The sequence below is a fragment of the Pseudoalteromonas rubra genome, assembly GCF_005886805.2.
GTDB classification, from domain to species: Bacteria; Pseudomonadota; Gammaproteobacteria; order Enterobacterales; family Alteromonadaceae; genus Pseudoalteromonas; species Pseudoalteromonas rubra_D.
The window spans coordinates 95,361-110,310 of record NZ_CP045429.1 but is presented as its reverse complement, the minus strand read 5'-3'; the positions used below and the strand labels follow the sequence as shown (position 1 = coordinate 110,310).

Annotated in this window: 13 protein-coding genes and 2 tRNA genes; 8 read left to right on the top strand and 7 right to left on the bottom strand. The window is 46.7% G+C overall.

Features of this window, described 5'->3' with window-relative positions:
• Positions 1-13: 13 nt before the first annotated feature.
• Positions 14-1,462, bottom strand: a complete 1,449-nt coding sequence (locus CWC22_RS00425; RefSeq protein ID WP_171045096.1) for a PLP-dependent aminotransferase family protein — start codon at positions 1,460-1,462, stop codon at positions 14-16.
• Positions 1,463-1,558: 96 nt separating this feature from the next.
• On the opposite strand from CWC22_RS00425, the gene CWC22_RS00420 reads away from it, so the two are divergent.
• On the top strand, positions 1,559-2,479 hold the full coding sequence (locus CWC22_RS00420) for a DMT family transporter (protein WP_138538819.1): 921 nt from the start codon (positions 1,559-1,561) through the stop codon (positions 2,477-2,479).
• Here CWC22_RS00420 and CWC22_RS00415 read toward each other — a convergent pair.
• The gene (locus CWC22_RS00415; RefSeq protein ID WP_138538820.1) at positions 2,445-3,308 is read right to left on the bottom strand and encodes a diacylglycerol/lipid kinase family protein; all 864 of its coding nucleotides are present in this window, start codon (positions 3,306-3,308) and stop codon (positions 2,445-2,447) included. The genes CWC22_RS00420 and CWC22_RS00415 overlap by 35 nt on opposite strands.
• A 296-nt stretch (positions 3,309-3,604) precedes the next feature.
• Here CWC22_RS00415 and CWC22_RS00410 point away from each other — a divergent pair, with 296 nt between their 5' ends.
• From CWC22_RS00410 to CWC22_RS00400, 3 genes are all read left to right on the top strand, one after another.
• Positions 3,605-3,754, top strand: coding sequence for a hypothetical protein (locus CWC22_RS00410; RefSeq protein ID WP_155946211.1), 150 nt, complete (start codon positions 3,605-3,607; stop codon positions 3,752-3,754).
• A 199-nt stretch (positions 3,755-3,953) separates the two neighbouring features.
• Positions 3,954-4,044: transfer RNA gene (locus CWC22_RS00405), tRNA-Ser, on the top strand.
• Between the two features lie 18 nt (positions 4,045-4,062).
• Positions 4,063-4,155: transfer RNA gene (locus tag CWC22_RS00400), tRNA-Ser, on the top strand.
• Positions 4,156-4,360: 205 nt separating this feature from the next.
• On the opposite strand, the gene CWC22_RS00395 is transcribed toward CWC22_RS00400, so the two are convergent.
• A complete protein-coding gene (locus tag CWC22_RS00395) occupies positions 4,361-4,672 on the bottom strand; it encodes a hypothetical protein (RefSeq protein WP_138538821.1) in 312 nt (103 codons plus the stop codon).
• A 535-nt stretch (positions 4,673-5,207) separates the two neighbouring features.
• Here CWC22_RS00395 and speD point away from each other — a divergent pair.
• The 4 genes from speD to CWC22_RS00375 all read left to right on the top strand — a co-directional run bounded on the left by speD (position 5,208) and on the right by CWC22_RS00375 (position 10,478).
• A complete protein-coding gene (gene speD, locus CWC22_RS00390) occupies positions 5,208-5,645 on the top strand; it encodes an adenosylmethionine decarboxylase (RefSeq protein ID WP_125564193.1) in 438 nt (145 codons plus the stop codon).
• Between the two features lie 19 nt (positions 5,646-5,664).
• Positions 5,665-6,627: a polyamine aminopropyltransferase gene (gene speE / locus CWC22_RS00385; protein WP_138538822.1), complete on the top strand. Its 963-nt coding sequence runs from the start codon at positions 5,665-5,667 to the stop codon at positions 6,625-6,627.
• Between the two features lie 150 nt (positions 6,628-6,777).
• Entirely contained in the window at positions 6,778-8,571 is a 1,794-nt protein-coding gene (locus CWC22_RS00380) for an ABC transporter ATP-binding protein (RefSeq protein ID WP_138538823.1), read from the top strand.
• A 434-nt stretch (positions 8,572-9,005) separates the two neighbouring features.
• Positions 9,006-10,478 carry an FAD-binding protein gene (locus CWC22_RS00375; protein ID WP_138538824.1) on the top strand — a complete coding sequence of 491 codons (1,473 nt, stop codon included), beginning with the start codon at positions 9,006-9,008 and terminating at the stop codon, positions 10,476-10,478.
• Between the two features lie 480 nt (positions 10,479-10,958).
• On the opposite strand, the gene CWC22_RS00370 is transcribed toward CWC22_RS00375, so the two are convergent.
• The 4 genes from CWC22_RS00370 to CWC22_RS00355 form a co-directional block, all read right to left on the bottom strand.
• Complete coding sequence (locus CWC22_RS00370; RefSeq protein ID WP_138538825.1) at positions 10,959-11,291, bottom strand: hypothetical protein; 333 nt, start codon at positions 11,289-11,291, stop codon at positions 10,959-10,961.
• Positions 11,292-11,459: 168 nt separating this feature from the next.
• Entirely contained in the window at positions 11,460-12,110 is a 651-nt protein-coding gene (locus tag CWC22_RS00365) for a hypothetical protein (RefSeq protein ID WP_138538826.1), read from the bottom strand.
• 232 nt (positions 12,111-12,342) lie between these two features.
• Entirely contained in the window at positions 12,343-12,780 is a 438-nt protein-coding gene (locus CWC22_RS00360) for a hypothetical protein (protein ID WP_138538827.1), read from the bottom strand.
• Between the two features lie 1,119 nt (positions 12,781-13,899).
• Entirely contained in the window at positions 13,900-14,871 is a 972-nt protein-coding gene (locus CWC22_RS00355) for a transposase (protein ID WP_195879844.1), read from the bottom strand.
• Positions 14,872-14,950: the final 79 nt, after the last annotated feature.

The window sequence follows — 14,950 nt, the reverse complement described above, 5'->3', positions numbered from 1 at the left end:
CTAAGCTAACTACTTATTTCATGTGTGGCTGCTTTTTTGCCTGAGCTACCAACTCACCCAGGGTGCGAACATAACCTTCCATGTTATCGCACCAGGGTAAACCGTAGCTGATCCGCACACAACTTCGGTACCGCTCATACGCACTGAATATCGCACCGGGTGCGACACTGATCCCCGCCTGCAGGGCCAGCTGAAAAAACAGCCCACCGTCATATTCTTCCCCCAGGTCCAGCCATAACACACATCCCCCTTTGGGATCACTGACACGAACATGGTCAGGAAAATACTTCTGAACCGCCAGGCGCATCTTTTGCTTATTATCAAACAGGCGCTTACGAAGTTGTCGCAAATGACGCTGAAACTCACCACTGGCCATAAAGTCTGCCAGTGCCCATTGATTCATCATAGGTGCAGAGCAGCTCAGTGCCCGCTTAAAGCGCTTTGCCCGGGCGCTGTGTGGCCCTGCCAGCATCCAGCCAACACGATAGCCTGGCGCCACCGTTTTAGAAAACGACGAGCAGGTCAGTACCTCACCCGGTTGAGCAAAGCACTGTGCAGGCCTGACTCTTTGCTCACCAAAATACAGGTCTCCATATACATCATCTTCGATCAGCACCACATCGTGCGCACGGAGCAGCTGCAACAACTGCTGCATGCGAGATTCAGGCATCTGACTGCCCAGTGGATTATTGATACTGGTTGAGAACAGACAGGCCTTGATCGGATGCCGTGCCAGAGCGGCACTGAGATCATCGAGCCAAATGCCATCATCCGGACAAACGGGAATTTCGATCGCTTTCAGACCGAGGTTTTCGACCAGCTCAACAATCCCAAAGTAACAAGGTGACTCAATGGCCACTATGTCTCCGGGTTGAGTGACACACTGTAGCGCAATGGCTATCGCTTCCTGGGCACCATTGGTGATGATCAGCTCATCACTATTCACCGTCAGTCCCAATGCCAGATAATATTGCACCACCTGTGCTTTAAGCATCTTCAGGCCATCAATGGCTCCGTAGTCCAGCATACGCGCCTGAGCCTGTCGCATTGCCTGGCGCATACTTCTGGCCAGCGCCTGTTGCGGGCTTGACGCTGCAACGGGGTTTGCCAGCCCCAGCGGGGCAACATCCGACAAATGGATCCCTTCATACACGTGTTCAATCAGCTGCTGCTTGTTTACCATCACAGGCTTAGCCGGTAATTTGCTGCGCTGTGGTGTCGCCGCCTGTTGACCATCTTGCAAAAAATACCCCGACTTCTCACGCGCCACAATCTGACCCGACATTTCAAGGTGCTGGTAAGCCTGCTGAACGGTGGGAATACTGACCCGCAACCGGCTTGCCATGGCCCTTAGCGACGGTAATTTATCGCCCGGGTTGAGCAACCCCTGTTCGGCCATGTCACGTATTACGGTAATCACTTGCTGATATAAGTAACCAGGCTTTAAAGTCGTATGATTCATCTGTACAGGTATAAAAACACATTTTTTGTATCTAGCATGTACAGAATATATCGCTAAACTGGCCACGCTGACTAGTCCTTCTTGTGAGTTAAAAGAATGAATAACGTTTTTCTGTATACGATTACCGTCCTGATCTGGGGCTCCACCTGGCTGGCGATCGAATTCCAGCTGGGTACGGTAGACGAAGTGGTCTCTTTGTTTTACCGCTTCGCAATCTCTGCTGCTTGCATGTGGTGTTATGTGCTGATCAAACGCCCGCCGATGCGATACTCACTCACGGATCATGGCTTCTTTATGCTGCTGGCACTGGGTAACTTTGGCTTAAATTACCTCTTCCTGTACTGGGCGCAAGGCAGCCTGACCTCCGCAATGGCTTCCATTGCCTTTTCACTATTACTGGTCGCTAATATCGTCAATACCCGATTGTTTTTTGCCAAGCCCATTGCGGGCCGCATCTACCTTGGTGCAGCACTGGGGCTCGGTGGCATCGTCAGCTTATTTTGGCAAGACTTGGTCAATGCCGATCTCAACAGCGACGCTTTCATCGGGTTACTGCTGGCACTGGCTGGTATGTTTATCGCCTCGCTCGGCAACATGGTCAGTGTGCGTAATTCCAATCGCCAGATTGGGGTGTTGCAGGGGAATGCCTGGGGTATGCTGTATAGCGCGCTATTTTTAGGCGGTTATGTGGCGTTCAGCCCATTACAGTTTAGTATTGAGGCCGATGCGCAATATTGGGGGTCGTTATTGTACCTGTCGGTGTTTGGCACAGTGATCGCGTTTGCCTGTTACTTCCACTTGCTAAAAAACATTGGCCCGGAAAAAGCCAGCTACCTGATTGTGCTATTTCCGCTGGTCGCAGTGACACTCAGTACCTGGTTTGAAGGGTTTGTCTGGCAACTCAACACCTTTATCGGATTCTCTTTGGTCCTGATTGGTAACGCCATCGTACTCACACCGTACCAGCGTATTCGCGCCTGGCTCAGCCCGACGACGCCGTCCCGGGCAAACTCCTGAGTTGTATGGCCCCAGGCAGGCTGCGGATCGTCACCGGCGTTGTTGCCACCAGGTCGCCGTCTGCCTCCACGGCCAGCCCCGGCGTCACAATATCCAGTTGGGTGCGCTTTTCCCGGTGCACCCAGGGTAAGCGCTGATGACATCCCACCAGCATCGCCGCAAACACAATCAGCCGCTGCCACCAGGTTTTGGCAGAAAACCACACACACTCCAACTGACCATCCTGCAACTGTGCTAAAGGTGCAGGTTGCAGCCCGGCAGCAAAAAAACGGCCATTGGCCAAAAGTAACATCATGCCCTGTGTTAAGCCCCTGCCCTGAGCCGTTTTGAGCTCAATAGTTGGCGCACAAAACAACTGTTTAAGGCCGCCCCAGACATAGCTCAGTGCCCCGCCATACTTTTGTCCTCGCAGGCTTTGCACAACGTCGGCATTAAATCCCACTCCGGCAATATTTACAAAACAGCGCTCGCCTATTGCGCCCAGGTCCAATGCGATACTGTGCGATGAAAAGACCGTCTCACGCCATTGCTTTTCTGTGTAACCAAACTGACGGCAAAAATCATTGCCCGTGCCTGCTGGCAGACATGCCAGCTGAGCCGACTTTCCACACATCGCATTGACAACCAGGTTGATGGTCCCATCGCCCCCGACCACCACCACCGATGACTCAGTCTGGAGCAGCAAACGGATCGCCTCATTGTCCCGGCCATAAAACCCGGTCGTCTCATACCAGCTGAGGGTGATCTGGCGTTGCTCAGCCTGCGCGCGTAACCAACGTACATGGCGTTGCAATTTCCGCCCACTTCCCGGTTTATATACAACTAACAAACAACCCCCAAAATAACAAAATCAACTTATCTGAATAATTACCCACAACAACATCAACAAAAACAGCGAAAAAACAACAAGCCACTGTTTTAGTGATAAAAAATACAAAACCAGCTATTCGAACAAGTGAATAAAAAACCAATTGAAAGATTATAAAATGAATAGAAAACACATTTTACATTAGTTTTTCTAATCTCTCACCAGCAATTTTTATCGTTTTATTTTTAGCCACAATGCACGCAAAATAACCATGTCGATACAGACAAACATTACATTAAAATTTTGAGGAGTCAGACATGCTTAATTCAGCTGCAGCGTGCAGCAACACGCAAACCACCCTAAACACAGTCGAAGCGCCAGTTATCAAGCGTCGCTTTAAACTAACGGCTTGGTTAAATAACATGGGTAAACAACTGATGTTAAGTCAGGTGGTTATGTATAAGTAAGTCTGTCTCGAGCATGATCTCCCCAACCGATCATGCTCACTTCCCATCTCTGTACACCTATTTCAATATCATAAAACACACCGAATCGACCACAAATCGGCCAAAGTCGTAAAAAACTGCACATATCCGCACAAAATTTAAGCAAACAATTCAAAAACTATTTACAGCGCTAAATTCGCTAAGTATTATCTTTGCCCATGGAGAGATGGCTGAGTGGTTGAAAGCACCGGTCTTGAAAACCGGCATACGTTAATAGCGTATCTAGGGTTCAAATCCCTATCTCTCCGCCATTTTTAAGTTTTTGCGCCGGAGAGGTGGCCGAGTGGCTGAAGGCGCTCCCCTGCTAAGGGAGTATAGGGTTTGTAGCCCTATCGAGGGTTCGAATCCCTCCTTCTCCGCCATTGCTTTTAAGAGAACCGTCCCATTGTGGACGGTTTTTTTATGCCCGAAAACGAATCCCTCACTCTTGTGCACACGCCATTGCTTTTAAAAGAACCGCCTATACGGCGGCTTTTATGCCCGATAGCGAATCCCTCTCTCTTGTGAACATCGCTCAGGCGTTATTGCACAAATAAACACTCGATAAGCGCTTGTGTTAAACAGGTGTCAGTGATGTTGTTTTTCATCAGAAGCTTCTGGGTCGATACTCAATAAATAGTACACGTACCATACGCCTGCAATCCCGTATATGAACAAGCTTTCTAAACCTCCACCAAGCGCGGCAACAGCGATGCAATAGGGCGTTTTTTTAAAAAGCCCTTTGTCATGCTCAGTAAATTCTTTCGATTCAATAACCTTTCGATAGAATAAAAAGTAATAAATAGCAAAAAGAGGCACACCTAAAAAGTAACCACCTTTTGTACTAAGCACGATCGCAACGCTCATTGGAAGCTTCAATAGCAACAGTTTCTTATTCATTGGAACTACCTTCTAATTACTTACTGGTCGCTCAAGCTGGATGTGCCAGTGCCGTTTGCTCCCATGTACAACGCAACGACATCCTTTATGATTAATGTATCCAGGTCAACTTTATATTTTTTTGTTTCTTCCAGCGCATCACATTCAATCGTTGGTGCAATTAATATGATAAGAATAGAAACAATCAGGATAAAAGCTTTGAATTACAGTACTCCTCTGTAGTGTAACCTTCGACGACGATTCATCGCGTTCCCTCCATTGTCAGACTTATATTTAAACACCAAGTCAAAACAACGCGCCATTTTTCAGTGCTTGTCGCTTGTTTTTTGAAGTCACAACCTGCTGAGCGCACTGTGTTTTTAATAAGAACTGTAATAACCACTTGCCGCATACTAACCCGTCTGCTTCAGCATGCATGCCTGACTCCACACTCGTTGCACATTTCAATGATGGAATGTCTGCATTCACAACATGCTTGTTTCACTGGGCAAAGCCTGGCCACTCAAGCGGCAATCACACAGCACTGAGGAAACATATGACTATCCCCTCACCAGAGTCACAGTCGGTTTACCCTTTGGGTCAGCACATTATTGTCGACCTGTTTGATGCTTCTAACCTGATAGGTGAAGCGCACATAGAAAAGATGATGATTGAGTGTGCCAACGCTGCAAACGCCACCATTTTGAAAACCCATTTACACCCATTTGAAACCAACGGCGGTGTGTCGGGCATGATCATTCTGGCCGAAAGCCATATTTCTATTCACACCTGGCCGGAGTACAACTTTGCTGCCATGGACATTTTTATGTGTGGTGAAGCGCAGCCTGAACTGTGTCTGCCAGTGATAGAGGCGTGTTTTCAGCCGGGCCGAATGGTCATTAATACCCTCACCCGGGGTGGCTCTGTGAGTCGCACCGGAGCATTTCAGCCCCTGTTAGATAACCAGTTACACGCAACCCTTAAAACCGCATAACAACGGAGTATTCACGCACATGACTAAGATTAATTGGCATTACGAGCAAATGACAAGTGGTGTTCACATTGCACTTCGTTCAGAGAAAGATTTGGTCGACGTAGAAACCGAGTTCCAGGATGTCAGCATCTTCGAAACCCGTCACCTGGGTAAAGTAATGCGCATAGACGACGGTATTCAGGTCACCACCAAGGGTGAGCACATTTATCATGAAATGATGGCGCATGTCCCAATCCTGTTTCACGGCAACATTAAAAACGTGCTAATTGTGGGTGGCGGAGACGGCGGCAGTGCTCGTGAAGTCTTAAAGCATAAGAGCGTCGAAAACGTTGTGATGGTAGACATTGATGAACAAATCATTCAATTAAGCCGCGAGTTTTTACCCGAGATCAACAACGGCGCATTTGATGACCCCAGATTTGTATTGCGCATTGGGGATGGTGCAGAGATCATCTCTCAGTACAGTGATTGCTTTGATCTCATCATCCTGGATGCAGCAGATCCGGATGGCGGCGCATCAGAAACTCTGTTCACCCAATCTTTCTTTGGCAATTGCCTAACCGCACTTAAGGCGGACGGGATTTTGGTCGCACAAGGTGGCACACCGTACTTTGAACCCTACATGATGCAGTCTATGGTGTCGCGTTTGACCCAGGCGTTTAACAACCCTGCGGGCATTTATATGGGTGGCTGCTACGACTATTTTGGCGGCTCTCATGCATTTATCTGGGCAACACGCAATGGCACCATAGACACGCTATCACTTGAAGAGCTGGAATCACGCTTTACCCAGGCCGACATTCACACTAAATACTATTCACCTGAGGCCCACTTTGGTGCTTTCTTCCTGTCAAAAGACATGCGAAATTACGTTAATCAGGCTGTGAAATGCGAAAATGTGGATGAGCTGTCGATGCCAGAAGCCGGTGACTGGGATGACTACACCCCGGCAACGTCCAATCAGAGTGACGATGACGAGTAAGCCTTTCTCCTGCATGACATAAAGGTAAATTACCATCACACTCAGAGCCACTGTCACGACACCCTGTCATCGTGCCAGTGGCTTATTTGTGCCAGGTTCCGGCAACACTGCCAGAGCAAAACCCGATCCGCCCAGGTGCCACACAACACAATGAAATCATTATTTAAGCTATTTGAAAAATTAGGTCACAAAGACACCTTTGACAGCCAGTTAACACCAGCAGAGCACAACCTGCCGTTTATTCGTCAGTGCGCCAAAGAGTTCTCTGGCTGGATAGCCATCGCCTTTGTTATTTCTTTGTTTGGCGGCCTGTTACAGATTGTGACGTTCGACTTTTTAGGCGACTTAGTCGACTGGCTGGATAGCGCAAGCGGCAGCGTACAGCTCAATGACAAAGGGCACACGCTGGCCCTCGTCGCGGTAGCCATCGCCGTGGTGATCCCCACCATCACCCTAATTAAAAACCTGGTGTTTCATCAGTTACTCGGACCAAACCTGCAAAAAAATACCATCATAAAACTGTATCGCACTCTGATTGCCTCTCCTGCCAGTTACCACGAAGAAGATGATCCTGGCTCAACCGCCATTGTCATTGTGGATACCTCCGAGGCGATTATCGATGTGGTATTACAGTTTTGTGGTTTTGCCGGGTTTTTACTGGCGTTTCTGGGGGCATTGCTGTTTTACGTCGGTAACATTGACGGCTGGCTGGCACTGCCTTTCCTTGTCTGGACCGGTCTGTTTTTGGCTATGCTACTGGGGCAATGGATCCCCAAAGCCAAAACCACCAACCGACTCGAAGCAGAAAGTTGCGCGCAGATCACCGGAAAGTTCACCGAGCGTTTTGCACGTATCCGCACTGTAAAAATGCTCTCGAACGCCGACTATGAACAACAGTTTGCCGAGAAATGGGCCACTCGACACCGTAGAGTGGTGGCAAAGGAATTCCGTGTGTTCTCTAACTTTGCCTCTGTGGTTGGGCTCCTAAATGGCCTGTTAGTGGTCGGTACGGGTGCATTGTGTTTGCAACTGTGGATGCAAGGCAGTATCTCAATTGGTGAATTTTCCATGGTGCTTGCCCTGGTTTACCGGGTGATATCGCTGTCACAATGGTGCCAGGACGAATTTGATGCCTTCTTTGTCTCCTGGGGTCAGGTTACGGTGGGCAGAGAGGTCGTCAACGAATTTCTGGAAGATGTAGAACCCATAGAAGACGAAGGCAATTTTAATGTCCCGAACGGGAAAATCACATTCAAACAGGTGGAGTTTGGCTATGAAAACAAAGCGCCGTTGTTCACCGATCTGTCTTTAAAAATCAAAGCCGGTGAAAAAGTCGGGATCATCGGCCCTTCCGGTGCGGGTAAATCGTCGCTCCTTAATATGCTTGCCGGCATTGACGAAATTGAAGAAGGCGCGATTTATATTGATGGTAAAAACATCGAAGACTACTCAACAGACAAAGTATGTAGTGAGATTAGCTTTTTGAACCAGGATATCGGCCTGTTTAATCAGAGCATTTATGAGAATGTGGCGTTTGGTTTGAATAACGTCAGCCGGGATGCTGTAAAACAGGCACTGGCACAGGCCAATGCTCTGACATTTGTAGAAAACTACACTGACGCCCGGGGTCGCACAGGCTTATCGGCCTTTATTGGTGAAAATGGCGGGCAACTGTCTGGTGGCCAGCGACAGCGTCTGGCACTGGCCAGAGCAATACTCAGAAATAAAAAGATCCTCTTACTGGACGAAGCAACCAGCGCCCTGGACCCGGTGCTTAAAGCTGAGTTTATCGCGTCTCTCAAAACACTAATGAAGGGTAAAACCGTGATTTCGGTTGCGCACTCTTATGACGTGCTCGCTATGATGGATCGCATTATTGAAATTAAAGACGGTAAAGTCACACAAGATGGCAGGCCAGAAGAAGTACTAGAACCTGTGGTCTGATAAAGCTGTAACACCTATTCTACCTGCCTGGCGCCCTGATGCAATGCACAGGGCGTTAGCACAGACCGCTCCAGTCTCTCCCCATCCTTGCGCTATCAGCTCACCTTTTGGTTAAAAACTTGTAAATTTTATGTTTATGTTGATATAGTGATATTGCGGCTGACGCGTTAAATAAACCCAGTCCGCTGCACATGGTCAGGTGAGTACCGCTAATGCAGGACTTGACTGATTTCAGACAGTTAATGGTACGGAACATATCCAATACACATATTTACCAAGCGCTGAGGCTCTGTGTCAGGAGTAAACACATGTAAGCAGCTGTCACTATACCAGGGTAGCAACCACTGAATGCGGGCCAGCATTAAGCGCGAGTTTCTCACTGCCAAATCGGATTTTAAGCATGCCGTTTTGCGTCAGTAATATAAGGAGGATGTATGATTAAAGAGTCATCTCGCAGAGACTTTATTAAGAAAATAGGGGTAGGTAGCCTGGTTGTTGGGTTTAACTTGCAAAGTCAAAGCTGGGCAAATGAAACTGATTTACTCACCTTACCACCCGAGGTGTTTGCCAGTAACTTTCCGGTGTTCGAAGGGGAACTGATCACAGATGAAACCAGCCTCAGCGAAGCCGCCGACGATTTTGGCCACATTCATCACTATGTGTCTCGGGCGATTTTAAAACCAGCCACCTATCAGGACATCATCGAGATGGTCCAATTTGCCAACCAGCATGATTTAACAGTGGCGGTAAAAGGGCAAGGCTATTCTACCAATGGAGAAACGCAAACCCAGGGCGGTGTTGTCATTGACATGGTGACATTATCGGATGTCTACGACGTTAATAATCAACAAATTACTGCCCAGGCTGGCGCTCGCTGGATTGATTTACTCAGCAAAACCGTACCGCTCAATTTGGGGTTACCGATAGTCACGGACTTTGTTGATTTGAGTGTTGGCGGAACCCTGGCCGTGGGCGGCCTGGGTGCGCAGTCTTTCAAACATGGCTGTATGGCCGATAATATCTGCCACCTCAAAGTCATTACCGGTGACGGGCGCTTACTCACCTGTTCGCCATACCAAAACAGCATGCTATTCCATTCAATGAAAGGTGGGCTGGGTCAGCTCGGTATCATTGTAGAGGCTGGCTTTGAGCTGGAGCTAGCTCCCAGCCAGGTCAGAGCCTACCAACTGGTTTATGATGACTTAGCGCATTACTTAAATGACAATCAACGCTTGCTGGACGAAGGGATTTTTGATGGCGTTCAGGGTGGCGCAGAGCCCGATCCAGCCGGTGGCTGGCGCTATGTCATGCAACTGGCTAAGTACTTTGAACCGGATACCCCTCCCGTGGATGCCGAGCTACTCGATGGCTTAAACTTTGTGTATGGAGAAGAGGTGATCCAGGACCTCCCTTACTTTACGTTCCTGAACCGTTTGGCACCTGTGGTTGAACAACTCAAAGCGGCCGGACTTTGGACATTGCCCCACCCCTGGTGCCCACTGCTGATCCCCGCATCAAAAGCCCAGGCATTTATCGAAGATACCCTGGCCAATACACCGCCTAATGACGTCGCAGGCCCGGTATTGATGTCGATGCAGCAAAGAGATGCGTTTGGCAGCTTGTTTTTCAGCGTCCCCGAAGAAGACAAGTTTGTTTACTTCTCCTTGATGCGCACCGCCATTCCACCCACACCCGAGCGGGTTGAACAACTCACCCAGGCCAACAGAAGCATTTATGAAGGCGCACGGGCGCTAGGCGGCTTCCAGTATCCGGTGGGTGCTATCCCCATGAGCTCAAAAGACTGGAAAAAGCATTACCACAGAAAGTGGTTTTTACTGAAAATACTGAAAAACTGGTTCGACCCTAATAACCTGTTAGGCCCGATGAGAGGGATTTTTAAGCGGTAGGTTAAGTTAGAACTAGCTGGGCGTTGCCTGACGCCCGGTTGTTTTTCCTGATGCTCATCTTTAAGGTTGTTGCAGCTGCCTTGGAGGTGGATGTTTGATACAAACTACTATTTAAACACAAGGGCTGCTATGCCTTGAACCTAACAGAATTAGGCTCAGTGCGCTTCAATTCAAAGTATTCCGAGTTACTAGTTATAACAATGAATATGAAAAATGCAGCGAAGAGTGAAACAATACCTTTTAACAGGAAGCCTCCTGTTAGCTCTTTCTTCCCCCAAAACCCGGTGAAAAAAAGCAACATACATTTTGCACCATACAAAAAAAATCCAACTGCAACAATTAAGAGAACAACTCCCAGAGGGTTCCCCATATTACCTCCTAGTAAACCGTTTATTTTCACAAACGCCCGTAAATTCACAGGCCAAATTGTGGGCAGTTTTAAGATCCATTTGGGCCGGGTGCTCCCAAAACTAACTTAAGTTACCTTAGATGCTCAATAAACTCTACGCCCTTTTCTTCCAAGCCTAATTTTACCTCTCCAGTTTTTGTATTTATGAAGAAATAACCCAATTCATCTTCATTTCTATCATTATGATCTGGATAGTCAGAAAAAATCCTTTTTCCAATAATAAAGTCACCCTTTATTTCTGTATAAACGACATCAGACCTTATCACTATGCTAGCCCCTTTTGTAATATAAGTATTACTCGAGTTAGTAGATGATAGATAATAATCATTCAGTAATTCTTGGGGAGCAGGATCTCCACACCCCAATAAGGTAAAAAAGACAAGTGAGCAAAGCGTTTTCTTCATTTATTTTTAACCTCTCGACTAAGGCAATGCCGTATTTTATGTCACACTCCAGCCGGACCAACAAGTCGATAGAGTTTTCAGGGACACCTACCCCTATTTTCTAGATTGAAGTACACCACTTTAGGGTAGATGGTCATGTAACTTTAATTTCTTATCTTTGTAACTCTTTTACTGCCAGTAAAAAAGTCTATTTTTTACAGCAACCTCTAGGTTTTTTTTCTTATATATCTCAATGAGCTCATCGGCCTTAGGCCAGTTCTCATTGGTCAATGCATTATAAAATTCACATATTTTTTCATGTGCAACATGCCTCTCATTTGAACTGCTGTATGCTGCTGAGATATATTTTTTAGCCTTTTCTCTTTCGCCAATTGCATAACATAGAGTGGAAAAATTCGCTGCGTTAATTGGACTAGATAAATTTGACTCAAACTTATTCTCTAGCAAAAAGGCAAGTTCTCTTAAAGTAGATGTTTTATCCACGACTTCTCTATTTAAAAAAATAGTTTCCACAATTACATCTCTAATTTCTTCTTCGCTATATTTATCTTTGCTAATCAGAGATAGATCCCCTCTTTCAGGTCGTCCAGAATAAGGAATAAAGCCAAAGAACCCCATCAATTTATCACTATGCAACTGTATCATAGGGAAAAACCAGTACAATACGCTTACGCCTCGTGGGCTTTTATAAAGTTGAAACCCTTTCAACAAGTCCTCATTGGATTTTTCAAAGCCTAGAATAGGGCCTTTTTTTTCGTTCGCTATATATGCAACACCATTAACGCTTTTCTTTATGTAATTTAAAAAAGATTTCTTCACGTTTACTCCTCAGAGAGAGCTTTCAGGGACACCCAACCAGAAATCCGCACTGAATGTCAACGATATTGGGTGGATGTCCATTAAACCTCCATTAAACCTACGGTGCGATATTGAGCACATTTCACTCCGTGTGTCACTAGAAACGGTCTAAGCTATCACAAAACCCACCGTAAAGTGACCTAGCTGAGTTAAACCGGCAGGGTCACTTTTGACTTTAATCTCTGTTGCTAACTTAGCTATTAATTATGTCGTGAAGGTTGTTTAACTTGGTCTGTAGTTCGATTTCTGCTTTACTTTTAGCGTCTTTTCTCTTGGCGACCTTTTCTTCTGCGTCTTTCACTGCCTTTACTAATGATGCCGATGGGATGTCTTCGCCAGACTCTAAATTATATTTGGCTAGCGACAACTCCAACTCTGCCAGTTTAAGATCTGAATTTGCACTTTCTAGTGCATTTCGGGCTTTGACAATAGCATCGGTTGCCTTTTGAACATCACTGTGTTTAGACACATCAGGGTTGCCCCTTTTCTGTGTAATCGGTGCAACTGACTCCTGAATAATGTCTAGTACTCGCGACAGGTCCTCTGGTGTGCCTGCCTGAGAGGCGTTTTCCTGGACATGAGGTTTTACTGTGTTATCGAATGAACGGAGGTTTCCCTTTTGGGAAGTCATACTAAATTCCTCTTGGTATTGCTGTTTGGTAATGGTGATTTTTGGCAATATACGGTGGTTTCAGGAGACACCCACCCGTAAATTCACAAGGCGACTGTGTAGTGGTTGTAGTGGTCAGCTAACGCCCACAAAGTTTTCAGGGACACCCACCAGAAATTAGCACTGAATGTCGACGATTTTGGGTGGATGTCCATTCAATCCCCCGTAAATTCACAAGGCGACTGTGTAGTGGTCAACTAACGCCGATTCAGGCGCGTCAATCTCATCCCCCATCCAAAAGCAAAGACTGAATGCCTAAGGTTTTGAGTGGGTATCCATGTAACTTTTCAGACTGAATATCTAAGGTTTTGGGTGGGTGTCCATGTAACTTTTGTTTGGGCGCACTTGTACTCATCGAAGGTTAATTTTGAATGGGTATCGCTTTAATAGCCCTGACTAAGAAACTGAACTTACAATAACTACTTTGCTCCATGACTTTTCCGGATGCCATAACTTTACTCAATGGTAACCAGTCTTTATTTTCCATAACTTGTTCTTTAGAATAAGGACCTGAAGTTTTATGTGTATCTGTATCGATTGCGTAATATTGACAATTGAAAGTTTTCAGGAGACACCCACCCGTATATTCACAAGGCGACTGTGTAGTGGTTGTAGTGGTCAGCTAACGCCGACTTAGGCGCGTCCATCTCATTCCCCACCCAAAAGCCCAGACTGAATGTCTAAGATTTTGGGTGGATGTCCATTCAACCCCTTCTCTTATTCAACCCTTTCTTTGCAACTCACCTACATTGCACACTACTAAAGCAGAGTTTTCAGGGACACCCACCAGAAATTCGCACTGAATGTCGACGATTTTGGGCAGATGTCCATTCAATCCACTGGCGTCATTGCACAGAACAGAGGTTTTCAAGAGACACCCACCCGTAAATTCACAGACCAATTGTGGGCAGTTTCAAAGTCGAAATGCAAGACTATCAAATTCAGCGCTTCCTATAAGCTCTGAGCAGTGAAAGTCATATGTTTAAACACGAAATCTTGAAGAATAATCAGATTCGGACAATACGAATGCGCATCCAGGCCTGAACTTAGATAAGTTGAAATGGTGAAAAAGAAAAAGTGTTAACCCAGTAATCGCTCGCACTGAGTCAGGTTGGTGCGTCGCTTTTTGTGAAGGTGCTCACAGTAATCTGTCATCGCTTGCTTTCGCCCTACCGCGCCATGAAACACCTTTGTGAACTGCGTAGTTAGTTTGAGCCAGCTATCCGGCTCTATTTGCAATCGTGTCAGCAGTGGCTGGCTATCACTGATACAACCTCGCTTATCTGCACGCATGCATCGGCCTGTTAGCTCAACCAGCTGTATGTAATAAGTCAGCTCAAAGGGCAATCCTTTGGGCATGTGTTTTCTTGGGTTACCAGCAAAGCGTAGTAAGCTCTTAGGCTGCTTTCCTTGTCGTGCATACTCAATACGCTTTTTAATGCTAGTATAATCAGACGTTTCCGGTGTCGCTGCCATTTTGGCTCTGACTGGGTTCAGGTCAACATAAGCTAGACACGCTGCCAGTGCCGCTTCATCCAGTAAGGCCTGTGACTTAAATCGCCCTTCCCAAAACCGGCCTGTACAACCATCTTCTTTATTGGCCTTGCGGGCAATGTCTTCATTCAACACCCGCATGAACCAGCTGATGCTCGCAAGGCGTATTCTGAACTCTCTTATGTCTCCATCAAGCATATTGCGCTCTGACTCGCTCAGCGCATCACCATTGATGAATTTGTGCGTCAACCAGTTGCCCTTAAACAACTTATGCCATCGAAGAACGATTGCTTTATCTGATAACCTTTGTGCTTTCTTATCATCTACATACAGCACGATATGCGTGTGATTGCTCATCACCGCGTAGCCACACACATCAATGCAAAACACCTTCGCAAGGGTCAGCAATTTTTCCTCAACCCAATCTCGACGATGTTCAAAAGACTTGCCCGTTAAGCGGTCTTTGCCGCACAGAAATGCCCGGCGAACACACCGGGATATGCAGTGGTAGTATTTAGTGTCTGATAGGCTGACCTGCCTCTTCCTTGCCATTGGCATAATCTAGCATCCTCAATCCATTGAGCATTATCTAAAGGTAGACGGCGTACATTCCGTACGCCAGTTTAGGGTGGGTATC